The organism is Streptomyces sp. NBC_00258 (genome assembly GCF_036182465.1).
GTDB lineage: Bacteria > Actinomycetota > Actinomycetes > Streptomycetales > Streptomycetaceae > Streptomyces.
The window spans coordinates 10990557-11014342 of sequence record NZ_CP108081.1 but is presented as its reverse complement, the minus strand read 5'-3'; the positions used below and the strand labels follow the sequence as shown (position 1 = coordinate 11014342).

20 protein-coding genes are annotated in these 23786 nt (G+C 71.2%); 13 read left to right on the top strand and 7 right to left on the bottom strand.

Translation table 11 applies throughout. From position 1 onward, the window contains the following. The first annotated feature begins 163 nt into the window (after positions 1–163). Genes OG718_RS48860 through OG718_RS48850 form a run of 3 tightly spaced genes read left to right on the top strand, consistent with a single transcriptional unit; the run spans position 164 to position 5000 of the window. Entirely contained in the window at positions 164–2494 is a 2331-nt protein-coding gene (locus tag OG718_RS48860) for a serine/threonine protein kinase (RefSeq protein WP_328847239.1), read from the top strand. Next, positions 2377–3705 (top strand): hypothetical protein, encoded by a 1329-nt coding sequence (locus tag OG718_RS48855; protein ID WP_328847238.1) that lies wholly within the window; start codon positions 2377–2379, stop codon positions 3703–3705. Before OG718_RS48860 ends, OG718_RS48855 begins: the two co-directional genes overlap by 118 nt. Further along, positions 3702–5000, top strand: a complete 1299-nt coding sequence (locus tag OG718_RS48850; RefSeq protein ID WP_328847237.1) for an alpha-glucoside ABC transporter substrate-binding protein — start codon at positions 3702–3704, stop codon at positions 4998–5000. Before OG718_RS48855 ends, OG718_RS48850 begins: the two co-directional genes overlap by 4 nt. Positions 5001–5070: 70 nt before the next feature. On the opposite strand, the gene kstD is transcribed toward OG718_RS48850, so the two are convergent. Then, positions 5071–6873, bottom strand: a complete 1803-nt coding sequence (gene kstD, locus OG718_RS48845) for a 3-oxosteroid 1-dehydrogenase (protein ID WP_328847236.1) — start codon at positions 6871–6873, stop codon at positions 5071–5073. 390 nt (positions 6874–7263) lie between these two features. Here kstD and OG718_RS48840 point away from each other — a divergent pair, with 390 nt between their 5' ends. The 3 genes from OG718_RS48840 (at position 7264) to OG718_RS48830 (ending at position 10298) form a co-directional block, all read left to right on the top strand. Next, entirely contained in the window at positions 7264–8499 is a 1236-nt protein-coding gene (locus tag OG718_RS48840; protein ID WP_328847235.1) for an NlpC/P60 family protein, read from the top strand. 161 nt (positions 8500–8660) lie between these two features. Then, positions 8661–9368 (top strand): 2-phosphosulfolactate phosphatase, encoded by a 708-nt coding sequence (locus OG718_RS48835; RefSeq protein ID WP_306942052.1) that lies wholly within the window; start codon positions 8661–8663, stop codon positions 9366–9368. Positions 9369–9776: 408 nt separating this feature from the next. Then, entirely contained in the window at positions 9777–10298 is a 522-nt protein-coding gene (locus OG718_RS48830; protein WP_143642484.1) for a hypothetical protein, read from the top strand. 42 nt (positions 10299–10340) lie between these two features. Here OG718_RS48830 and OG718_RS48825 read toward each other — a convergent pair whose 3' ends face one another. Together OG718_RS48825 and OG718_RS48820 are read right to left on the bottom strand one after the other, a co-directional pair. Further along, positions 10341–10601, bottom strand: coding sequence for a hypothetical protein (locus tag OG718_RS48825; RefSeq protein ID WP_143642486.1), 261 nt, complete (start codon positions 10599–10601; stop codon positions 10341–10343). Between the two features lie 209 nt (positions 10602–10810). Next, the gene (locus OG718_RS48820) at positions 10811–11461 is read right to left on the bottom strand and encodes a DUF4360 domain-containing protein (protein WP_306942049.1); all 651 of its coding nucleotides are present in this window, start codon (positions 11459–11461) and stop codon (positions 10811–10813) included. A 556-nt stretch (positions 11462–12017) separates the two neighbouring features. On the opposite strand from OG718_RS48820, the gene OG718_RS48815 reads away from it, so the two are divergent. Then, the gene (locus OG718_RS48815; protein ID WP_328847234.1) at positions 12018–13670 is read left to right on the top strand and encodes an alkaline phosphatase D family protein; all 1653 of its coding nucleotides are present in this window, start codon (positions 12018–12020) and stop codon (positions 13668–13670) included. 40 nt (positions 13671–13710) lie between these two features. On the opposite strand, the gene OG718_RS48810 is transcribed toward OG718_RS48815, so the two are convergent. The 4 genes from OG718_RS48810 to OG718_RS48795 all read right to left on the bottom strand — a co-directional run bounded on the left by OG718_RS48810 (position 13711) and on the right by OG718_RS48795 (position 16634). After that, entirely contained in the window at positions 13711–14163 is a 453-nt protein-coding gene (locus OG718_RS48810) for a hypothetical protein (protein WP_306942044.1), read from the bottom strand. Positions 14164–14227: 64 nt separating this feature from the next. After that, entirely contained in the window at positions 14228–14761 is a 534-nt protein-coding gene (locus OG718_RS48805; RefSeq protein WP_143642492.1) for a GNAT family N-acetyltransferase, read from the bottom strand. A gap of 7 nt (positions 14762–14768) precedes the next feature. Further along, on the bottom strand, positions 14769–15560 hold the full coding sequence (locus tag OG718_RS48800; RefSeq protein ID WP_328847233.1) for an SRPBCC family protein: 792 nt from the start codon (positions 15558–15560) through the stop codon (positions 14769–14771). Between the two features lie 114 nt (positions 15561–15674). Then, positions 15675–16634, bottom strand: coding sequence for a LysR family transcriptional regulator (locus tag OG718_RS48795; RefSeq protein WP_328847232.1), 960 nt, complete (start codon positions 16632–16634; stop codon positions 15675–15677). Between the two features lie 217 nt (positions 16635–16851). On the opposite strand from OG718_RS48795, the gene OG718_RS48790 reads away from it, so the two are divergent. From OG718_RS48790 to OG718_RS48765, 6 genes are read left to right on the top strand one after another with little or no spacing between them, the layout of a single operon-like run. Continuing rightward, positions 16852–17745 (top strand): FAD binding domain-containing protein, encoded by an 894-nt coding sequence (locus OG718_RS48790; protein WP_143642497.1) that lies wholly within the window; start codon positions 16852–16854, stop codon positions 17743–17745. Positions 17746–17750: 5 nt separating this feature from the next. Beyond that, positions 17751–18251, top strand: a complete 501-nt coding sequence (locus OG718_RS48785; protein ID WP_055610330.1) for a (2Fe-2S)-binding protein — start codon at positions 17751–17753, stop codon at positions 18249–18251. Continuing rightward, on the top strand, positions 18248–20638 hold the full coding sequence (locus OG718_RS48780) for an aerobic carbon-monoxide dehydrogenase large subunit (RefSeq protein ID WP_328847231.1): 2391 nt from the start codon (positions 18248–18250) through the stop codon (positions 20636–20638). Before OG718_RS48785 ends, OG718_RS48780 begins: the two co-directional genes overlap by 4 nt. Next, positions 20635–21591 carry an XdhC family protein gene (locus OG718_RS48775; protein ID WP_328847230.1) on the top strand — a complete coding sequence of 319 codons (957 nt, stop codon included), beginning with the start codon at positions 20635–20637 and terminating at the stop codon, positions 21589–21591. The genes OG718_RS48780 and OG718_RS48775 overlap by 4 nt, the downstream gene beginning before the upstream one ends. Next, complete coding sequence (locus tag OG718_RS48770) at positions 21588–22487, top strand: AAA family ATPase (protein WP_306942031.1); 900 nt, start codon at positions 21588–21590, stop codon at positions 22485–22487. The genes OG718_RS48775 and OG718_RS48770 overlap by 4 nt, the downstream gene beginning before the upstream one ends. Beyond that, complete coding sequence (locus tag OG718_RS48765) at positions 22484–23743, top strand: vWA domain-containing protein (protein ID WP_328847229.1); 1260 nt, start codon at positions 22484–22486, stop codon at positions 23741–23743. The genes OG718_RS48770 and OG718_RS48765 overlap by 4 nt, the downstream gene beginning before the upstream one ends. Positions 23744–23786: the final 43 nt, after the last annotated feature.

Genomic DNA, 23786 nt, shown 5'->3' with positions numbered 1-23786 from the left:
CGGACGGCCGGCCCGGGACAAAGCACGGAGTCCCCGACCCGAGACGGCGGGACGCGCCTCATCGGGATCCGAGACGGCAGGAAGCCTCATCGGGTCACTTCCGCACATCATCTTCGCCTCGGCCCGCAGCCATTCAGGTCCCCCGCGTCTATTCTGAGGACGCATGGACGGGGCTGCGGGCAGAGGTGCGCTTGGTGAACTGCCGGAATCCAGCGAGCCGTTCTTCATCGCGCCACAGCAACCGGTGATTCTGCGGGCCGCGCGTGTCGAATTGCCCGAGGAGAGTCCCGACCCCGTCCTGCTGCCGTCGATCACACTGCTGGAGCGCGCCGCTTCCCGCGGGAGCGACCCGGATGGACTTCCGCTGCCGCCGCCGCACATGCTCGCGGGGCAGTACCGGATGATCCGCCCCCTCGGCTACGGCGGTATGGGCGAGGTGTACCTCGCGCTCGACACCAAGGTCGACAACCGCGAGGTGGCGATCAAGGTCCTGCGCGGGGAGCAGGGGGCAGCCGCGGCGGAGGCCCTGGCCCAGGAACGGCGGGCGCTGGTCGACCTCAGCCACGACGACATCATCCGCGTCTTCAACTACGGGCACCATCCCGAGATCGGGGACTTCCTCGTCCTCCAGTACGTGGACGGGCTCACCCTGGAGGAGGTGCGGGCGCGGGCACAGGTGAACCCGGGGGAATTCGGCGACGGCCGCTTCCACGAGTTCGTACTCGCCTACGGGATACGGCTCCTGGCCGCGCTCGGCTACCTGCACGGCGACTGGCCCGGGAAGGTCTACGGCGACCTCAAACCGGACAACGTCATGCACGACGGCACCACCACGAAGATCATCGACGTGGGAAGCGTCCGCATGGCCGGCCTGCCCGGCCACACAACGGAGGGGTACCGCGCCCCGACCGTCGGCCGCAGCGGTGAGTCCACCGGCCAGGACGACCTGTTCAGCCTGGGCGAGACGCTCCGGCGGCTGAGCGGGCTCGGTGGTTCGCCGGACGATCTGGCGGGGCTCGGCCACCTGGACGTGATCGGCGGACTCGGCGCACCGGGCGGCGAACCCGAGACCGCGCAGACCCACCCCATGACGGCGCCCCCTCCCGTGGGGCTCGGTCTGGTGTCGCTCGCCCGGGTGCTGCACCGCGCGACCCGGAGCGAGCGGGCCGAGCGGTTCGCCACCGCACGGGAGATGGAGGAGCAACTACGCGGAGTCTTCCGGGAGTTACGGTCGCTGCGGACCGGCCTTGAGACCTTCGAGCCGTCGCCGCTCTTCCTCCAGTCGTCGTACGCGCTGGACGCGGCGCTCGGGTCGGCGCCGCCCCTCGCCCGGTGGGCCACTCCGAACGCTCCCGCCCCGTACGCGCCGCCGTCGCCCTCCGAGGCCGCGCAGCGGCTGCCCGTGCCGCGGCCCGACCGGCACGACTACCACCACGCGCAGCTGAGCAGGCTGGCCGACGCCGCGCCTGAGGCGCTGCTGCAGCACACCGGGGACTGGCGCGACTCGCCGGAGGTGCATCTGCTGCGCTGCCGGCTGCGGTTGCGCGGTGCCGGTGGCGGGACGGCGGCCGCCGAGAGTGAACTGCGGTCGGCCGAGACGCTGATCGGGGCCGAGCGTGTTCCTCACGACTGGCGGCTCGGCTGGCACCGCGGTCTGCTCGCGCTCGGCCGGGACCAAGTGGCCGTAGCACGGCGGCACTTCGACGAGGTGTTCGCGGCGATCCCGGGCGAGTACGCGCCGAAACTCGCACTCGGCTACTGCGCCGAGCGGCTCGGCCGGTGGCAGGAGGCGTCGACGTTCTACGAGGCGGTGCGACTGCGCAATCCGTCGCTGGGCAGTGCGGCGTTCGGCGCGGTACGGGCGCGCCTGGCCCTGGGCGGTGAGCGGGCGTGGGACGACGCCGTGCGGGCCCTGGACGCGGTGCCGCAGCATTCCCGGCACCGAACCGCCGCGCGTACGGCCGCCGTTCGCGTCGGTGTCGAGCACGTGCGCACCGCCGAGCGCCCCGACGAGGTGACCGAGGGGCTCCGCGAGGTGCTGGAGCGGCTGGCCCGGCTCTTCCACGCGCACGGGCTGACGGACGAGCAGGCCCGGGTCCGTATGACGGCGGAGGTGTGGGAGGCCGTGCAGGGCGCGCTCGCCCGGGGTGCCGTCGACGCGGAGGGCCTCGCCACACTGGCCGCGGGCGCCGACGAACGGCTCGGTCTCCCGTCCGACGGGCCCGGCCTGCGCAAGGCCCTCTCCCGCCTCTACCTCACCCTGGCCCACCAGGCCGCCCGTTCCGCCTCGCCCGAGGACGCGGCCGTCGCCGAAACCCTGCTTGACCGCGCCTACGAGGTTCGCCCGCTCGCCTTCCGACACCACAGGGACAGCCCATGGCTCGGAAAGAGAGTCACGACCTGGCTCCGGACGATCGCCCGTACGCCGACACCGCCACCACCATCACCCCCGGTGTCGGCACCGGGGAAGAACGCGCCGATGGCCCGCGAGTGAATGCGGCCGCGCGTCCACAGCCCGCGGAGACCGATGCCGCACCGCCCCCACGGGTCCTGCGTGCCGCGCGGGCGGCACGCCTCGTCGTGGCCGAACTCGCCCGCCGGGTCTGGCTCTACGTGTGGCCGTCGGCGGCCGGCCGTCGCAACCGCGCGTATCTGCGGGAGCGGCTCGTCGCCCTGCCGCTGCTCGCCGTGGTGGCCTTCGGGGCGCTCGGGTGGGCATACTCGGGTGTGCGGGACGACTCCGCGTATGTGCGGGACCGGCTGGCGCCCGCGCTGGTCGGTCTCGCCAACGCGAAGGCGTCACTGTTCATCGCGCAGGGCGAGGCCGAGGAGAACCTCGCCGAAGGGCGGGCCGCCGAGCTCAGCGGACTCAGCGAGCGGTACCGGACGCGCGTGGCGCGGGCCACTCAGAGCCTGAACCAGGTCACGCGCAGCGGGGCCCTGACCGTGGCCGAGGAACAGGAACTGCGCGTGGTGTCCGCGCTGGTGGTGGACTACACGGGCTGGATCGGCCGGGCGCAGAACCACGTGGCCGACCCCGTGCTGCGGGACGCGGAGCTGACGTACGCGCGCAGCATGCTCTGTTCGACGCCGGTCGCCGTCTCGGACCGTCAGGACCGTTATCCGCCGTGCAACCCCACGGTCGGCTCCGCCGCGACCTCCATCGTGGACCGGGTCGTCGGGCTCGAACGGCAGCTGCGCGAGCGGCTCGCGGACCGGGCCGCCTGGAGCGGGACCGTGATCGTCGCCACTGTGGTCTGCGGAGTCGCCCTCGTGCTGCTCGCCGCCGGGCTCTGGCGCACGGTGTCGTTCCTGCGGCGCCGTTTCCGGATCCGGCTCAGTGTTCCGCTGGCGGTCGCCGCGCTGCCGCTGCTCGCCGTACCGCTCCTGACGACCGACGCACTGCTCGCGCGGCACGCGCAGAAGGAGGCGGTCCCCGTGGCGGACGCGCTCGCGCAACGGACCTCGCCCCGGACGGAGACGATCGCGGAGGAGCGCCCGTTCGACGGCCCGGACCCACGGGCCATCGAGGTGCTGGAGGCGAGGATCGACGACGGGCTGTCCGACGGGCGGCTCGCCTTCCTGGACGGGGTCGCGCCCTTCGTGTTCCCCGCGGGCCTGGTCAGCGCCGCCCTCGCCGGCGGTGTCCTGCACTCGTACCGCCGCGAGTACCTCGTGGTCGCCCGCCCAGGAGCCGTGTCATGAGCCGTGGCAAGAGCCCTGTCATGTCTGCCGTCGGCGGCCGTGGCCTGCGCATCCTCCTCGCGGTCTGTCTGCTCGTCCTCGTCCCCGGCTGTACGTCGGACACGCCCGACCCGCTCGTCGTGCTGGGCCCGTGGACCGGCAAGGAGGGCAGGGCCTTCGAAGCGGCCCTGAACCGGCTCGACGACGGGACCGGCAGGACGTACACGTACGAGGGCACCCGCTCGCTGCGCGAGACGCTCGTCTCACAGTTGGAGGCGGACGCCCCACCGGACGTGGCGATCCTCAACAGCATCGGCGAACTCACCGAGTACGCCCGCCGCGACAAGCTCAAGCCTCTCGTCGCGGAAGCCGCCGAGCGCGCGTACGCGCCATGGGCCCCGATGCTCCTCGTGGACGGTAGGAACCGCGCGTACTGGGTGCCGCTGAAGGTCGATCTGAAGAGCCTGGTGTGGAGCAAGGAGGGTACGTCCAGCGACGATCCGACCTGGTGCGTCGGGCTCGCCTCGCAGGCCACCTCGGGCTGGCCCGGCACCGACTGGATCGAGGACATCCTGCTCCACCAGGCGGGCCCGGACATCTACGAGGAGTGGGCCACCAGCCGGCTCAGCTGGCTCGATCCGGCCGTGCGACGGGCCTGGACGACCTGGGCGGGGCTGCTCGGTGATCGCTCACCGGAGTCGATCGAGCGATCCCTGACCACGTCGTACGACGGCGCGCCCGGGCCCGACGAACCCCGTGGACTGCTGGCCTCCCCCGGCTTCGACTGCACGCACGAGCACCAGAGTGCCTTCATCCGGTACGTGTACGCGGGCGACGACGTCCGGGTGGAGCCGTCGGCCCGGTTCCTGGGCGGGTCGGCCAAGTACCGCGACGCGTACGAGGTCGCGGGCGACATGGCCGCCGTATTCAGTGACGACCCGGCGGCCCAGGAACTGGTGGAGCGGCTGTCCAGCCCGGCCGGCCGGAAACGCTGGCAGGAGGAGGCGGGCCCGGGGGTGCGCCCGCTGTTTCCGAACACCACCGGTCTGCCGCCCACGGAGCCCGCGAACGCCGTCGAGCAGGAGATCGACGGCCTGCTCAACTCGCGCGCCCGTACCCTCTGTTTCGACGCGTCGGACGTGATGCCGCCGGAGCTCCGGGACGCCTTCCACCGCGCGGTCCTGGAGTTCTTCCGGGACCCCGCGGAGAAGCATCTCGCCTCGCTGCTGCAGCAGTTGGAGACCGTGCGTGCCCAGGTGGAGGAGGAGTCGGCGGACGACCGCTCGTTCCAGCCGCCCGAGGACATCTGCGCGTGACGCGACGGCCTCGGGGGCACCGGCCCGTCGCGCCACGCGCTTCACAGCCCTGGGACCACGCTCCGGGTTTTCAGCCCCGGGCCCCTGCCGCGATGTCCCGTGCAGCGATGTAGCCGAAGGTCATCGCCGGTCCGATCGTCGAGCCCGCGCCGGCGTAGCTGTGGCCCATGACCGCCGCGCTGGCGTTTCCGGCTGCGTACAGGCCGGGGATGACGGATCCGTCCGGGCGCAGTACCCGGGCCCGGGCGTCGGTGCGCAGACCACCCTTGGTGCCCAGGTCACCCGGGACGATCTTGAAGGCGTAGTAGGGGGCCAGCCACAGAGGTGCCAGGCAGGAGTTCGGGAGGATCGCGGGGTCGGTGTAGTAGTGGTCGTAGGTGCTGTCGCCGCGGTGGAAGTCGGTGTCCGTGCCGTTGCGGGCCAGGCCGTTGAAGCGGTTGACCGTGGCCCTGAGGGCGGCCGCGGGCACTCCGATCCGTGCGGCGAGGGCGTCGAGGGTCCAGGCCTTGTGGGCGGCGCCGGACGTGTACCAGGTGTCGGGGAACGTGAACGTCGGTGCGATGTCCCTGAAGAGGTAGCGGTTTCGGTAGTTCTGGTCGACGATCAGCCAGGCCGGGATGTCCGGGTCGGTCTCGTTGCGTTCGTACATGGTGTGTACGACGTCGCTGTAGGGGGCCGCCTCGTTGACGAAGCGGGCTCCGGCGGCGTTGACGAGGAGCCCGCCGGGCAAAGTGCGTTCGGCTAGGCAGAAGTAGGGCTCGTCGGGCAGTGGGATCGCGGGGCCCCACCAGGCGTCGTCCATCAGGTCGAGCGCGGCACCGGCCCGGCGGCCGGCCCGGATTCCGTCGCCGGTGTTCTCCTTGGCTCCTACGGTCCACTCGGTGCCGATGGGCTGTTGCTGGTACTGGGCGCGCATGGCCGCGTTGTGCTCGAAGCCGCCGGAGCCGACGATCACACCGTGCCGGGCCCTGATCAGGCCCGGCGTGCCGTTCTTCGTGACGACCGCTCCCGCGGTGGTTCCGTTCTCCGTGTACAGGTCGGTGAGCGGGGTGTTCAGCCAGACCGGCACCTGGGCCGCGAGCAGTCCCGCGCGCAGGCCGGCCGCCAGTGACTGGCCCATGGTGAGGGGCTTCTGGCCGAGAAGGGCCGCTCTGGTGCCGCGGGCCAGGCATTCGGTGGCGACGGCGGCGCCCTTCACACTGACCGCGGAGAGCGCGAGCCACTTGTAGTCGGCGCTGAAGACGACCATGCCGCTGGGAACCGTGAGGTACGGCGGGTTCAGCCGGGCGAGTTCGGCGCCGAGGATGTTCCCGTCGAGCTGGGCGGGTTCGATGGAACGGCCGCCTGGCAGTCCGCCGGGCAGCTCCGGGTAGTAGTCGCTGTACCCCTCCATCCAGCGGAAGCGCAGCGGGCTGTTGGCCAGCACGAAGGAGATCATGGCGGGCCCCTGGCCGAGGAAGGCCTGCCGGCGTTCCGCGGAGACGTCCGGGCCGACCACCGCGGCCAGGTAGGCGGCGGCCTTCGCCGGGGTGTCGGGAACTCCGGCGGCGAGGATCACCGGGTTGTTGGGGATCCAGATCCCCGCGCCGGAGCGGGCGGCCGAACCGCCGAAGGTGGCCGCCTTCTCCACGACGACGCAGCTCAGTCCTTGTTTCGCGGCCGTCAGCGCGGCGGTCATCCCGGCGGCTCCGGATCCGATCACGACGACGTCGTACGTGCCGAGCAGGGGCAGTTCGGCCGCGTCGGCGGCGCTCGGGAGGCCGGCCGCGAGGGCGAGTCCGCCCGCCGTCGCGGCGCCGAGCACCCGACGCCGCGACGGGCCGGGCTGTGAGGGGGCTTCGGTACGTCTCGCAGGATCCGCGTTTGCCGACATGGCAGCACTCCAACAGGGCGAAGGAAGATGAGGACGTGCTGTGCCCCGGGAGGCAACTGGCCTGTGGGGACCCGGTTCTGATGCGGAGTCAGGAATCTGGCGCGAGGGTCTTGTGAAGTCAAGGGGTACGCCGGTCCCGCGACCGGCCCGACCGCTGACGGGCCACCGCGGCGAGAGCGGGCGGGTCGGCATCCTGACAGATGACAGGGACCGGCAGGCGAGTGGAATCCGTACGTTCGCGGGAGACCACCGAGACCAGGGGGAGTGCGTGCCGTGATCAACAGAGTCCGCAGAATCCGAGGAACCGGAAGAGCAGGGTCCAGAAGAGCGAGGCCCGGAAGAACGGGGTCCGGAAGACCAGGGTGGGGAGAGCGGTCATGGGGCCGCCGGGTGCGGCTCCTCGTGGCCGCGCTCGTGACGGTGGTGAGCCTCGGTCTGCCGACCGTCTCGGCCACTCCGGCCGCCGCCGCGGGGTGCGCGCCGCTCCAGTCCGGTGCGAGCGCGGCGGCAGAGGCGGCCGTCGAGGTCGCGTGCCGGTACGTCGGTAAGCAGTACGCCTGGGGTGGCGGCCACGCACAGGGCCTGCCCGGTCCGAGTCAGGGCCAGATCGACCGGACGGACCCCGCGTCGTACGCGGACCCGGAGCTGTGGAGCTTCGACTGCATCGGTCTGGTGCGCTGGGCCTGGTACAAGGCGACCGGCCGGGACCTCATCACCGAGCGCACGACGCAGGCGACCTTCGCGGCGCCCGGGTACGCGCACACGAAGTTCCTGAAGTCGCAGGGGTCGGGCGTCCTGCTGCCGGGCGACATCATGTACTTCGGCCCTGCGGGCCTCGGTCCGACGCACGTCGCGATCTATCTCGGCAACGGCAGGATGGTCGAGGCGCCGCAGTCGGGCGCGCAGATCCAGGTCAACAACATCAGCGCCCGCTGGGAGCGCTACCAGGGCGCGTTCCGCCCGCATGCCGATGTCACGCCGATGGTCTGGTCCTGGGACGGCCGCGGCTCGTACCAGAAGACCTGGGGTCAGCCCAACCTGCGGCAGGACTCGAACATGAACAGCCGCATCAACTTCACCAACGGCAACGGCATCTCCGTACAGACGCGGGTGCTGTGCCAGCGGGTGGGCGAGCGGGCCACGGTCGACGGCATGGTGAACAACGTCTGGTCGTTCCTGCCGGATTACCACAGCTGGATCAGCAATCTGTTCGTACAGGGTCCGGCCGTGCTCAAGGATGTGCCGTCCTGTGGTGACTTCCCGGAGATCGGCGGCACACTGGCCGGCGCGGAGAACAACACGTCCTGCGGCGACGGTACGGAGCCGAACTCCACGGGCGCCTGGACGGCCAAGTCGACCACCGTCTTCGGCCGCACCGTGGAGCTGCGCTACAACGGCACCACCGAGTGCGCCTGGGGCCGCATCATCGGCGGCGCGCCCGGCGACGAGATCTGGGTCGACCGCAGCGCCGACGGGGGCGCGACCTGGTCCCCGATGCTCGGCTTCACCACCATCACCTCGGGCAACGACGCGTACACCACCCAGTGGAACGACGCCGGCCTCGTCATGCGGGCCTGCGGCACCAACGGCCCGGGCGGCGCCATCGCGTGCACCGGCTGGTTCTGACCCACCGACAGTCGGGCCGGCCGGCTCCAGGGCCCCTTCCACCCCTGTAACCGGCCGGCCGCTCCGCGCGGGCGGTCGCAGGCGTCGCATTCCAAGACCGTCGATATGACGCGTACCACTCTCCCGGCGCTTCGGGCCGGGCATACGCGATCATGATCGGAATGGACCCTCGTTTTCTTGGCATCGCCGATCTGGTCGAAACCCCGTCCGTGGCGGTCGTGGTCGACGTCATGCGTGCATACACCGTGGCTGCCTGGGCCTTTGCCCAGGGGGCCGAGAAGATCGTTCTTGCCGAGTCGCTGGACGAAGCCCTGGCACTCAAGGCCCGCCACCCGGACTGGATGGCGCTGAAGGACGGTCCGCCCGCGCCCGGATTCGACATGGTCAACTCCCCGGGCCTGCTGCGGTCGATCGACCTTGGCGGACGGACCGTTGTGCAGAAGACCACAGCAGGCACGGTCGGTGCCCTGGCGGTCAAGGAGGCGTCGCTGGTGCTCTGCGCCGGCTTCGTGGTGGCGGAGGCAACGGCCCAGCTCTTGCGTGCGAGCGGGAGTGACGGTGTCACGTTCGTGGTCACCGGCGAGGATGGGCAGGCCGATGAAGATCTGGCGTGTGCTCAGTACATCGCCCGGAGGGCCACCGAGGCCGGGACGGATGCCGCTGAGTTCCTCCGCCGCGCTGCCGGGTCACGCGCCGCCGCCGAACTGGCGGAGGGGGTGCGCCAAGGAGTCCATCCCGACGACGTCGCGCTCTGTCTCGAAGTCGACCGGTTCCCCTTCGCCATGGTCGCGACCTTGGAAGACTCACTCATGGTCCTGCGTGCGCGGTCCGTCCCGGCCGTGGGGTCGCGCGTCCGTCAGCCTTCGTAGTCGTCCGCATCTACCGGGCCGAGGAACTCCCCGGCGCCGTAGTGCAGACTGCGCGCGGTTCTGACCAGCGGCGCCAACGGGTCTCTGCGGGGAAGCCCGATGCGCAAAAGCCCTGAGCGAGGAAACCGTAAACGTCGAAGGAGACTTCGGCGGCAGGTCCGCACCAGCAGGGCCAGCGAGGAGACTGCGGCCATCGCGAGGACGCTGCCATCCACACATACGGATCGCACTCTCGTCCGAAGTTCGGGTGTTCTACGGACAAACGCCACGGCGCGCCACCCCTTCCACTGGATAGATATATCTACGAATATGACTCTGGGCATCGCCTCGGGAATTGCACACGGAGCCGCGCCCGCGGAGGGGGTATCACTGTCCGCTCACACGGACCAGCGGTCGAAGAGGAGAGACATGAGAAGCGCTCCCCACCAACAAGCCGTGGAGTGGCTCGCAGCAGCCGCGGTGGACCCCCGGGCCTGCAAGCGCGAATGGGAACACGGGGCGAGCGGCGCCGCGCTGCTGCCGGCCGGCCGGTTCTGGGACGTCCTCAGCGTGCCGGAGGAGATCGGCCTGTTCGCCCTGGACGCCCTCCTGCGCCTCCCGCTGCCGATGCCCGGCCCCACGCTCGCCGATTTCGGCGCCCACCGGGTCGGGTTCTTCCTTCCCCCGGACCCGGAGAGCTACTGGGTGGGGCAGGACATCCGCTACTCCGGGAAGGGATCCTGGATCGCGGTGCCCTCGCCCCGCCGGACGACCGGCACGCTGCGCTGGCTGGTTCCGCCCGACGGCCAAGGCGCCCTGCACCTCCCGACCGCCCTGGAAGTGGCGCTCCATCAGGCCGCCGAGATGCTCTCCGCCCTGGTGAACGGGGAACGGGCGCGCCCCGTGGGCAACTCGGTGCGTCCCGGGCCCGCGAGCGATCGCCTCGGCTGAGCAGGCAGGGGGTCGGCCGAGCCGACGCCCGGGCAGAGCCCTTCAGGAGCCGCTCGGCTCCGGACCATCGCTTCGACGCCGTCCGGGACCGGGGAGGCGAACGACGGTGGGGCGAACGGCGGTGAAGGCCGGCCGACGCGTCTCGCGCCGCCGCGGCACCACGCGTCCGCGGGCCCGCCAGTCGGCGACCAGCGCCGCGTAGATCGGCGGGTCCGTCCAGTGGGCGCCGGCGAGTTCGACGGACGGCCGGTCCTGACCCTCGCGGCCCAGGAAGGGCCCCGTTGTGGCGAATGTGCTGTCCATGTCCGTGCAACGGGGCGCGTGCGCCGGTGGTACGCCCTCGCCCGCCAAGGACACCGGATCGAGCGAGCACACACCCCTCGTTCGGGGCCATGTTTTCATCGGACCAGACGATGTATCCGGTCGGCGGCCACGAAGGCCGGCAGGATCATACGCACGGATGCGGTGCCTTGGCCGACTCCGGTGCGGTGGAGCCGGCCAAGGCGGTCGGGTCAGGAGCTGGGGCACTCCTTCCAGGCCAGGTGATAGATCGTGCTGATGTCACCGTCGGTCGAGTCCATGGTCATGAAGCTGGAGCTGCCGGGAGTGGATGTGCCCGCGTTCACGCGGAGTTCGGTGTTGATGTTGAAGTTCCGCTGCACACCGCAGGGCGCCCAGACCAGCTGCGCCCACTCCGTCGTGTCCGTGGCCTGCCAGTTGTCGTCGTAGGGACCTCTGAAGGGATGGGTGATGGAAGCCGTGTTCGGCGAACCCTGGAAGTAGTACGAGGCCTTCTCGGTGCTGGTCGCCCCCGCCTTGAGCGAGGCGAAGCCGCGGTAGTCCGCACTGGCGATGGCGTAGGTGAAGCCACCCGGCACGGCGACGGTCAGGTTGAGCTGGCAGTTCTTGCGGAACGCGGTGGGATCCGCGTTGCCTCCCACCTGGGCGAGATAGTCGCTGTAGGTCACCGTGAACGCGGTGTTGTCCGGGGACACGGCGATGGCGGCGGTGCCCTGGGGACAGCCGGAGCCGTTCACCGTGGCGACCTTGATGACGATCTTGTCCGGGGGCGGGTCGACGATCCCGGTGGACGGGTCGTGCGCGGGGAGTGCGGTGGCGAAGAGAGCGGCGATCGCGCCGCTCAGAAGCATCGCACCAGCCATGGTGCTCCAATCCGTTGCGTCGGTGTTCCTGCGGCGGGCGAACGTGCCCCGCCGCGAACTGGGGGGTGCGGCCTTCACGTACGCGAAGGGCCGTCGCGGACCAGGTGCGTTGGATCAGACATGGATCAGGCATGGATCAGACGTCGAGCGCAGTAGTTCAATGGTCATGCACATGCCAAACACACGACCGCACGAGCCCGGCCCTGTGAAGGAGCTGTGAAGACCGGAGCGGTCGCATCGTATGTACGTCCGGCGGGGGCAGCCAGGGCGAACTCCGGCCATTCCTCGTTGTCTTCCAAGCCACGGGACCTTCTCGTCCGATCCACGGGCCCGTGACGTCGCGCCCATCCGGCCGCGCGCCTTCGACGAACCGGGCAGGCGGGCCGCGCGCGCCGGACCGGACCGGTGGGCTCTCGGCGTACCTCGGCCGTTACGCCGCCCGCGCTCGGGAGGCCGCGCCTGCCGGGTTCGTGATCTTCATCTGATTAGCATTCACAAGCCCCGCGACATCCGTTGCCGGGGCTGCCCTGTGCCATCACCGTGAGGGGATACAGCCATGCCCCCGGGCCGCCAGAGACCGTCGTCACGGCATGCTCCCGAACTGCGTGCGGCCGCGCGCCATCTTGCACGCCGCCGCTTCCTGACCGTCTCCGCGGCGGCCGCCGCGCTCGCCTTCGGCACACATCTGCCCGCCACGGGCGCGGCGAGCTCCGCCGAGCTCGACGCGGCGAGGATCACCGACGACCCCTTCACGCTCGGCATCGCCTCCGGTGACCCGTGGCCCGGCTCCGTACTGCTGTGGACGCGACTCGCGCCCGAGCCGTACCAGGCCGACGGCGGCCTGGCCCAGCAGCGTCTCGTCGTCGAATGGGAGGTGGCCGACGACGAGCGGTTCGGCGCGATCGTCCGGCGCGGCACCGCCATCGCCCACCCCGAGGTCCACCACACCCTGCACGTCGAGGTGGACGGTCTCGACGCCGGTCGCATGTACTACTACCGCTTCAGGGCAGGCACCTGGATCAGCCCGACGGGCCGCACGCGCACCGCTCCCGCCGCCACCGGCCCGGCCTCCGCGCTCACCTTCGCCGCCGTGTCCTGCCAGGCTTACCACGAGGGGTACTTCACCGCTCACCGGCATCTCGCGGACGACGACGTCGACGTGGTCCTCCACCTCGGCGACTACCTCTACGAGTACGCGGTCGACGCCGCCGGGGGCGCCCGGAAGTACACCGACCGTGTCCTGCCCGCCCTCTTCAACCGGGAGACCGTGACGCTGGAGGACTACCGGCTGCGTTACGCCCTCTACCGCAGCGACCCGGACCTGCGGGCCGTCCATGCCATGCACCCGTTCATCGTCACCTGGGACGACCACGAGACCGAGAACAACTACGCGGCCGACAGGGACGAGAACGGCACCCCGCCGGCCACGTTCCTGCTGCGGCGCGCCGCCGCCTACCGGGCCCACTGGGAGAACCAGCCGTTGCGCGCCTCCCAGCTGCCCAACGGGCCCGACGCCCGCGCCCAGCTCTACCGGCGTCTGCGCTGGGGCACCCTGGCGCAGTTCGACGTCCTGGACACCCGCCAGTACCGCTCCGACCAGGCCTACGGCGACCGGCCGCACATCCCCGGCCCGGAGTCGGACGACCCGGCACGCACCATCACCGGCGCCGCCCAGGAACGCTGGCTGATCGACGGATGGCGTACCTCCGACGCGGTGTGGAACGTGATGCCGCAACAGGTCTGCTTCTCCCAGCGGAAGCTGGACCTCAGCCCTGTCGCCAAGGTGTCCATGGACGCCTGGGACGGCTACCGGGCCTCGCGCGAGCGGGTCCTGGCCGGGGCGAAGGCGGCGGGCATCGACAACCTCATGGTGCTCACCGGGGACGTCCACGTCGGGTACGCCTTCGACATCAAGGACGACTTCGGCAACCCCTCGTCCAGGACCCTGGGCACGGAGATCGTCACCCCGTCCATCGCCAGCGGCGGGGACGGCATCGCGAGACCCACGAACTGGGCCACCTACCTGTCCGCCAACCCCCACCTGAAGTTCTACAACGGGCAACGCGGCTACGTCAGGGTGCGACTGACACCACAGGCTGCGCGGACGGACTTCAAGACCGTGTCCGCCGTCACCACGCCCGGGGCTCCGATCACGACCGCCGCTTCCTTCGTCACCGAAGCGGGCGACCAGGGGCTCAAGCCCGCCTGAGCCCGTGCGCGTACGTGCCTGCGCCCGTGACCGCCGGCCCTCATGACTCGGCCCGGCGGCGGACCGCCGCGAGCAGGCGCCGCACGCCCACCGCGTGCCCTCCCGTCCCGAGGACGAGCAACCGGTAGAGGCCGCCTGCCGGGCCGGGGAAGGTGGCCCGGGTCTCGGCGGTCAGCCGGGACCGGCCCGGACCCGCCGGCTCCAGGCGAAAGATCAGCGCGTAGGACGAGAAGCGATGGCGCCCGCCGAGGACCAGCTCGCGCCCCGGGACCGCGGAAGCCACCCGGAACCCGGGGAACGTCGAGCCCTCGGCAAGTGGCCGCGGACCCGACGCCGTGCGGTCCGCGCATCCGACCAGCCGCGCGTAGCGGTTCGCGCCGGGACGCGAGAAGGACCGGTCAAGGGTGTCGCCCAGACTGCGCCACACGTCATCGGCTCCCGCCGCGACGACGGTGGTGTGCTCATCGCGATACGGCAGCGAAGGGATCTGCATCTTGGCCTCCATGGCGTTCCGGACACGGTCGGCCGCCCGGTCGTTCGGCCCACCGACGAGCCGGTCAGCCCTCGAACTCCGTCAGGTCGATCCCGTACATCCGCACGTCGTGCCCGTAGGCCGGGTCCACAGTCGCGCCCTCCGCCTGCATTCCGAGCTTGTCCAGCACGTTCGACGATGCGGTGTCGGCCGTTCGGCACACGGCGACGATCCGGTCGATACCGCGGTCCTGCAGAGCGAACTCGAGTGTGGCGTGGGCCGCCTCCGAGGCATAGCCCTGGCCCCAGAAGACGCGCGCCATCCGCCAGGTGATGGCCACCTGCCCCTCGACCTCGGGCGGGGAATGAGGAACGTAGAGTCCGACCGCCCCGGCCAGCTCCCCCGATCCGAGGAGTTCGACGGCGAAGACCCCGAAGCCCTCCTCGTCCCACTCCTCCTCCCAGGCCTCGATGTCCTCGGCGGTCTGTTCCAGGGAGCGGGGCGTGCCATCGCCGATCCATCGCATCACCGTCGGGTCGGCGTGGATCTCGGAGAGGGGTACGAGGTCGTCGTCCTGCCAGCGGCGCAGCAGAAGACGGGGGGTACGGATGTCGTTCATGCCCCCATCATCGCGTGAGCCAGACGACAAGAACGACCACGACCACGGCAAGGACGATCGCCGCCGGAAGAGCACGCTTGAGTACGGCACCGCGTGCGACGCTCATCAGGTCCAGGGGCTGCGGTGCGGCCGCGGCCGGCGTACGGGAAACAGCGGGTGCTTCCGCGGGGCGGACGCCGTTCGAGGCGGGGGCGGCCTGGGCGGCTGACGCGGCCGGCGCGGGTGGAGAGGCCGGCGCGGGTGGAGAGGCCGGCGCGGGTGGAGCGGTCTCCCTCGCCGGTTCGGGGGGAGGGGCGCTGTCCACCGTGGCACCTGCGGTCGGTGGGACCGGTTTCTGCGCCCGCTCCTGCTCCTTCTCCGTCGCGAGTTGCCCTTCAAGGTTGTCGACGAACTGGGCCAGCAGTTTCCCGCTGACCTCCTCGATCACTCCTCGGCCGAACTGCGCGATCCTGCCGGTGATGGTGAGGTGGGTGTCCACCGTCACCCGCGTTCCGTCGCCGTCCGGAACGAGCCGGGCGGTGACGCGGGCGTCGGCGTTTCCCTGGCCGCGGGTGTCGCGGCCCCGCGCGTGGAGTACGGCCGTACGCGCTTCGTCGTCCTTCTCCTCGAAGGAGACGACGCCCTTGTACTGGACGGTCATGGGGCCGACCTTCACCTTGACGATGCCGTTGTAGGTGTCGCCGTCCGCGCCGGTGAGCTGGGCCCCGGGCATGCAGGGGGCGATCCGCTCCACGTCGGTCAGCAGGGACCAGGCCTGGTCGGGAGGCAGGTTCACTCGGAACTCGTTCGTGAAGTCCATGACGGACACACGATGCGCGCGGGCGGCCGGGCCGTCAATGAGCTCTTCAGGGTTTGCTTAAGACGCCGCGCCCAGGACACCGGAACCCGTGATCCACCGGCGCCCCGAGTCCCGTCAGCTCCAGATCGTGACGTGGACCGGTGGTCGGAACTCGTTCATCGGAACGCCCTTGGACCGGGTCAGCACCGCCTGTGTCGCGGCCGGTGTCGTGACGAAGCGGCACAGCGCGGCGGCGGTCGTCGAGCGGCGTTCACCGGTGAGCGCGCTCGCGTACAGCATGCCGCCGAGCCGGGCGCCGGAGACGTCGAGCACGGCCAGTGACCCGCGGCGCAGTTCGTCGCGTACGACATGGAGGAAGGCGATGGACAGCCCTGCCCCGCCGGCCACCGCGTTGAGAGAGGCCGTGACGCTGGGGAAGGCCTTGGCCTCGGCGGCTTCGACCCCGATGTGGGAGAGGAAGGTCCCGGACAGGGTGTCCGGGTCCAGTCCGGCAGGGCCCAGCAGCCATGGCTCGTGGGCGAGTTGGGCGGGTGCCAGCCGCTTCCGGTGCCCGAGCGGGTGGTCCGGCGCCGCGACGACGACCAGTTGGAAGCGCAGGAAGGGGATCGACTCGATGCCCGGTTCAGGGCGCGACGCCGGGCCGATCGTGACATCGGCACGGCGGTCGCGGAGCAGGTCGCCGAAGACCGCCACCGGCACGGCGAGGGTGTCGACGTCCAGGTCGGGCTGTCGCCGCCCGAAGGCCGCGAGCAGCGCGGGGAGTACCTGTTCGGCGCCGGCCTCGGTGGACGCCACCCGCAGTTGGGCGGTTCCCGAGCCGGCCTGGCGGACCCGGTGGCGGGTCTCCTCGGCGAGGCCGACGATCTCTGCGGCTCCCGCGGCGAGGCGTCTGCCGCCCGGGGTGAGGCTGATCCCGCCGGCGGCCCGGATGAAGAGCAGGTCACCGAGTTCACGGCGGAGCGCGGCGACCGCGCCGGAGACCGCCGCCTCGGTGACGCCGAGCGACTCCGCGGCGCCCTTGACCGAGCCCAGACGGGCCACCGTGACGAATGCGCGGAGCTGAGTCAGCGTCATGTCCGCCATTACAACGGCTGTTCGACCGGTAGGACCCCTTCCGTTGCCCAGGTCTCTTAAGCATTCGCTTGAGTCGCCGTTGACCACCTCATCCCTTCGCGCAATTGTTCCCCCCGGACCGCCGGAAACCGGCCAGGTCCTCAATCGACGGACGGCTACCCCGCGCGCTGCCTCGCCCGGGCGTGCCGGGCGGGTCCGGTCCGGGAGGGAGCGTGCCGTGCAGGTACCCGCTTCGTTCGACTACCAGCGAGCCGAGAGCGTGGACGAGGCGCTGGAACTGCTGCGGCGCTACGGCGAGGAGGCCCGGGTCGTGGCCGGCGGACACAGTCTGCTGCCGATGATGAAGCTGCGGCTGGCCGCCCCCGAGGTCCTCGTCGACATCAACGACCTCCACGAACTCGACCACATCGCCCTGGTCGGCGACGAACTGCGCGTCGGCGCCCTCACCCGGCACCGCACGCTGCTGGAGTCGGAGCTGGTCGGCCGGTACTTTCCCATCGTCCACGACGCGGAGAAGGTGATCGCCGACCCGCCGGTCCGCAACCGGGGCACGATCGGCGGCTCCCTCTGCCAGGCCGATCCGTCGGAGGACCTCTCAGCGGTGTGCGGCGCGCTGCACGCCCGTGCCGTCATCCGCGGGACGGGCGGCGAACGGATCGTCTCCATGGCCGACTTCCACCAGGGCCCGTACGAAACGGCCGTGGGCGTCGGCGAGATGCTGACCGAGGTGCGGCTGCCGGTCCTGCCGGGCGCGGGCAGCGCGTACGAGAAGGTCGAGCGCAAGGCCGGGGACTGGGCCGTCGCGGCGGCCGGGGTCGCCCTGACGCTGCGCGCCGGGCGGATCGCCGACGCGGGCGTGGGTCTGGCGGCGGTCGGCGCCGGGGCGCTGAACCTCCACGCGGTCCAGACGCTGCTGAACGGCAGCGAACCGTCCGAGGCGCTGTACGAGGAGGCGGGCCGGGTGGCGTCCGAGAGCTGTTCGCCGGTCACCGACGGCCGGGGCAGCGCCGAGTACAAACGGCATCTGGCCGGCGAACTCACCCGGCGGGCGCTGCGACGGGCGGTCGCCCGGGCCGGGCGGCCCAACGGGTCCACGGCAAGGGAGGCGTGAGGCGCATGCGGATCACCGTCAACGTCAACGGCGACGACCACACCCGGGAGGTCGAGCCCCGGCATCTGCTCGTGCGCTTCCTCCGCGACGACCTGGAACTGACCGGCACCCACTGGGGCTGCGACACCAGCAACTGCGGAACGTGCGTGGTGCTGATGGACGGGGAGCCCGTCAAGAGCTGTACGGTCCTGGCGGTCATGGCGGCCGGTCACGAGATCCGTACGGTCGAGGACCTGGCGGACGGAGACCAACTGGACCCCGTTCAGCAGGGGTTCATCGAGCAGCACGGTCTGCAGTGCGGGTTCTGCACCCCGGGGATGATGCTCACCGGCCGGGCGCTCCTCGACCGCAACCCGGATCCGTCCGAGCAGGAGATCCGCGAGGCCATCTCCGGCCAGCTGTGCCGGTGCACCGGCTATCTGAACATCGTCAAGTCCATCCAGTGGGCGGCGAGGAACCGGGCCGAGGCCGACGGAGTCACGGAGACCGCGGGGAGCCAGACATGACCGCCATCGACGAACCCCCAGTCGCCCCCGTCGCCCCCGCGCCGGACGAACGGCCCATCGGCTTCGGCCGGATGAAACGCAAGGAGGACCCCCGCTTCGTACGCGGCAAGGGCCGCTACGTCGACGACATCCACCTGCCCGGCATGCTGCACGGCGCTGTGCTCCGCAGCCCGTTCGCGCACGCGCGCATCGTCTCCATCGACACCTCGGCCGCCGAGGCCCACCCCAAGGTCAAGGCGGTCATCACCGGCGAGACGCTCGCGGGCCTCGGCCTCGCATGGATGCCGACGCTGTCGATGGACACACAGGCCGTGCTCGCCACCGACAAGGTGCGCTTCCAGGGGCAGGAGGTCGCGTTCGTCGTCGCCGAGGACCACTACGCGGCGCGTGACGCCATCGAGTTGATCGACGTCGAGTACGAACCGCTGGACCCGGTGGTCAACGCCCGGCATGCCCTCGACCTCGACGCGCCCGTCATCCGGGACGACCTGGAAGGGCGCACGGACAACCACATCTTCGACTGGGAGGCCGGTGACAGCGCGGCCACCGACGAGGTGTTCGCGCGGGCCGACGTCGTGGTCGAGCAGACCATGCTCTACCCACGGGTCCACCCCGCCCCGCTTGAGACCTGCGGGGCGGTCGCCGCCATGGACCCGGTCGACGGAAAGCTCACCCTCTACTGCACCACTCAGGCCCCGCACGCACACCGCACCCTGTACGCGATGGTGGCCGGTATCCCCGAACACAAGATCCGGGTCGTCTCCCCCGACATCGGGGGCGGTTTCGGCAACAAGGTCGGCATCTACCCGGGCTACGTGTGCGCGGTCGTCGGCTCGATCGTCACCGGGCGGCCCGTGAAGTGGATGGAGGACCGCTCCGAGAACCTCATGAGCACCTCCTTCGCCCGCGACTACCACATGACCGGCGAGATCGCCGCGACGCGGGACGGGAGGATCCTGGGCGTGCGGGTCAAGGTCCTCGCCGATCACGGCGCGTTCAACTCCACCGCGCAGCCCACCAAGTACCCGGCCGGCTTCTTCCACATCTTCACCGGCTCGTACGACATCGAGGCCGCGCACTGCTCGGTCACCGGCGTCTACACCAACAAGGCGCCGGGCGGGGTCGCGTACGCCTGCTCCTTCCGGGTCACCGAGGCGGTGTATCTGATCGAGCGGATGGTGGACTGCCTGGCGGCCGAACTCCACGCCGATCCGGCCGAGTTGAGGATGCGCAACCTGCTGCGGCCCGAGCAGTTCCCCTACGAGAACAAGACGGGCTGGACGTACGACTCCGGCGACTACCCCGCCTGTCTGCGCAAGGCACTGGACCTGGCCGGGTACGAGGAACTGCGCAAGGAGCAGAGCGAGAAGCGGGCCCGGGGCGAACTCATGGGCATCGGGCTGTCGTTCTTCACCGAGACGGTCGGCGCCGGGCCGCGCAAGCACATGGACATCCTCGGCCTCGGCATGGCCGACGGCTGCGAGCTGCGCGTGCATCCGACCGGCAAGGCGGTCGTCCGGCTGAGCGTACAGACGCAGGGGCAGGGCCACGAGACGACGTTCGCGCAGATCGTCGCCGAGGAACTGGGCATCCCGCCCGAGGACATCGACGTCGTGCACGGCGACACCGACCAGACACCGTTCGGGCTCGGCACGTACGGCAGTCGCTCAACTCCCGTGTCAGGAGCGGCTGCTGCCGTGGTCGCGCGCAAAGTGCGCGACAAGGCGCGGATCGTCGCCGGCGCCATGCTGGAGGTCTCTCCGGACGACCTCGAATGGACCAAGGGCCGCTGGTCGGTCGCGGGCGACCCCGCGATGACAAAGACGATCCAGGAGATCGCGCTCGCCGCGCACGGCTCACTGGAGCTGCCGGAGGGGGTGGAGGGGCACTTGGAGGCGACGACCGTCTACAACCCGCCCAACCTCACCTACCCGTTCGGCGCGTACGTCTGCGTGGTCGACGTCGATTCCGGCACGGGCACGGTGAAGGTGCGGCGCTTCATCGCGGTGGACGACTGCGGGACCCGTATCAACCCGATGATCATCGAGGGGCAGGTGCACGGCGGGCTGGCCGACGGCGTCGGCATGGCGCTGATGGAGTTGATCAGCTTCGACGAGGACGGCAACTGTCTGTCCGGGTCCTTCATGGACTACCTGTTGCCGACCGCGCTGGAGGTCCCGGCCTGGGAGCTGGACCACACCGTCACGCCCTCCCCGCACCACCCGATCGGCGCGAAGGGCATCGGCGAGTCCGCGACGGTCGGTTCACCGCCGGCCGTCGTCAACGCGGTCCTCGACGCGATCGGCGTCCGCCACGCCGACATGCCGCTGACCCCGAGCCGGGTGTGGCAGGCGCTGCAGCGGGGCGAGGTGGAGGCACCGCAATGAGCCCCACCGCACCCCCACTTGAGGCGCGCATGGCCGAACTGACGGGACGCCACGTGCCGTTCGTGAAGGCCACCGTGGTGCGCGCCCGCCGTCCCGCGAGTGCGCGGCCGGGCGACACCGCGCTGGTCCTCGCGGACGGCCGGGTCGAGGGCTTCGTCGGAGGCGCCTGCGCGGAGGCCACCGTACGGGTGCAGGCGCTGCGGACATTGCGCAGCGGGGAGTCGCTCCTGCTGCGGATCTCGCCGGAGGAGACGGCGGACGGCACCGGGGAACCCATCGTGGAGGAGGGCGCGGTGAGCGTCGCCAATCCCTGCCTGTCCGGCGGTGAGTTGGAGATCTTCCTGGAACCGCTGCGGCCCGCGCCGCGTGTGGTGGTCCTGGGCGAGTCCCCCATCGCCCGCGCGTTGCTCGCCTTCGGAGCGGTGCTCGGTTACGAGATCACGGAGGCGTCGGGCGTCGACGGGATCACGCCGGAGGACCTGGCCGGCACCCAGGCTCTCGTCGTCGCCTCACATGGCCGGGACGAGGAACCGGTGCTCGTCTCGGCCGCTCGCGCGGGGGTGCCGTACATCGGGCTCGTGGCCAGCCCCAGGCGTGGGGCGGCGGTGCTGGACGGGCTGGCACTCGACGACGATCAGCGCGCGCGGATCCACACACCGGCGGGTCTGTGGATCGGTGCCCGCACACCGGGCGAGATCGCGGTGTCGATCCTCGCGGAGGTGATTCGGACGGTGAGAGGGCTCTCCGTGGAAGCGGAGGTGAGGGTGGAGGCGGCTCCGGAGATCGGCTCGGTGACCGCCGTCGACCCTGTCTGCGGGATGACGGTCTCCGTCGCAGACAGCATCCCGTACTCCGACGAGGGCGACGACGAGCGCCGCTGGTTCTGCTGCGCCGGTTGTCGTGCCGCGTACGAGAAGGAACCCGCCCGCTACGCGAAGGCCGACGCCTCGTGAGCGAGTACGTCGAGCGCTGTCTGCCGGGCGTGGAGAGTCTGCGCGCCGCGCTGGACTCGCTGGGCTATCTCGCCGACGACGGTCTGGCCACCGCGCTCTTCCTCGCCCTGCGCCTGCCCCAGCCGCTGCTCCTGGAGGGCGAGGCGGGCGTCGGAAAGACCGAGGCGGCCAAGGCGGTGGCCGCGATCCTGGGCAGCCCGCTGATCCGGCTGCAGTGCTACGACGGCCTGGACGCGGCCGAGGCACTGTACGAGTGGAACTATCCGCGCCAACTGCTCGGCATCCGCCTGGCCGAGTCCCGGTACGAACAGCTCAGTGAGGCCGATCTGTTCAGCGAGGAGTACCTGCTGCGGCGGCCCGTGCTCGCGGCGCTCACCCACCCCGGCCCCGCCCCCGCCGTGCTGCTCATCGACGAGATCGACCGCGCCGACGACGACTTCGAGGCGTTCCTGCTCGAAGTGCTGGCGGAGGCCGCGGTGACCATCCCGGAGATCGGCACCATCCGGGCCGCCGTGCCGCCGGTCGTGCTGCTCACCTCCAACCGCACCCGCGATCTCCATGACGCACTCAAACGCCGGTGCCTCTACCACTGGATCGACTATCCGGACACGGAGCGGATCGTCGAGATCGTGCGCCGCCGGGTTCCCGGGACGTCGAGGGAACTGGCGGTCGCGGTGTCTGCGGCCGTACGGCGGCTGCGTGCGCTGGAGGTCCAGAAGGCGCCGGGCGTGGCCGAGACCATCGACTGGATCGCCGCGCTGAACCTGCTCGGCGTGCCCCGTCTCGACGCCGGTGTCGCCGGGCGCACGCTCGGCTCCCTGCTGAAGTACCGCGAGGACCAGGAGCTGGTGCGGGAGCGAGGTCTGGACTGGCTGGTCGCGGACCGACAGCCGTGACCGCGACGGCGGTTCCGCTGTTCGACCGGGCCGAGTTCGCGGGCCGGCTCGGCGCGGAACTGCGGCACGCAGGGGTGGCGGTGACTCCGGAGCGGTCGGTGCGGTTCCTCCAGGCGCTGGGGCTGCTGCCGCCGGTGGACCGTACGGCGCTGTACTGGGCGGCGCGGCTTTCGTTCGTGACGGATCGCGAGCAGATCGAGCCGTTCGAGAGGGTCTTCGACGCGGTGTTCGCGGGCGGTCCCCGCTCGGCGACAGTCCGCAGAACCGGTGGCGTATCCGGGCCTGCGCCCGGCACCGAACACGCCCCCGGGCGGCTCCCCCAGCTCTCCGGAACCGGCCCGGACCCCACCCGCACTCCCCTGCCGAGCGGCGCCTTCGGCGAGGCATCGGACCGCGACCGTACGCAGACCCCGGACACGGACCGGCGGACCATGGAAGCTCCGACGGCGGGCAGTGCGGCCGAAGTCGTCGCCCACAAGGACTTCGCCGCCCTCGACCCCGGCGAACTGGCCGAACTCAACCGGCTCCTCGCCCTGTTGACGCTCAAGGCACCGCTGCGCCGCGGCCGCCGTCAGGAGACCCACCGTCGGGGCCGCCGCATCGACCTGCGCCGAACCTTGCGCACCGGGCAGCGAACCGGCGGCGAGGCTGTACTGCTGGCCCGCAGCCGCCACCGTCTGCGGCGGCGACGGCTGGTGCTGCTGTGCGACATCTCCCGCTCGATGGAGCCGTACACACGTGCGTACCTCCGTCTCTTCCCGCGAGCGGCGTCCGGTGCGGCGGCCGAGGCGTTCGTCTTCGCCACCCACCTCACCCGGCTGACCCCCGTCCTGCGGCACACCGGCCCGTCCGGCGTGGACGCCGCCCTGCGCCGAGCGGGCGCCGCCGCGTCCGACTGGTCGGGCGGCACCCGCATCGGCCACGCACTGGCCGAGTTCAACAACCGCTTCGGCCGCCGGGGCATGGCACGCGGCGCCGTAGTGGTGATCTTCTCCGACGGCTGGGAGGGCGAGGACCCCGACGCCGTCGGCCGCGAGATGGCCCGCCTCGCACGCCTCGCCCACCGCATCGTCTGGGTCAACCCCCGCAGAGCGGCCCCCGGCTACGCCCCACGCACCGCCGGCATGACCGCCGCACTCCCCCACTGCGACGCGTTCGTGAGCGGCCACAGCCTGGCGGCTCTCATGGAGGTGGTGGAGGCGATCGCGGGCGACGGAGAGGCCGTGCGGCAGCGCGGCGACCACGGCCAAAAGTGAGCGGAAAGTCGGCAGATTACGCCTGGTGATGGTGTGTAGTGTT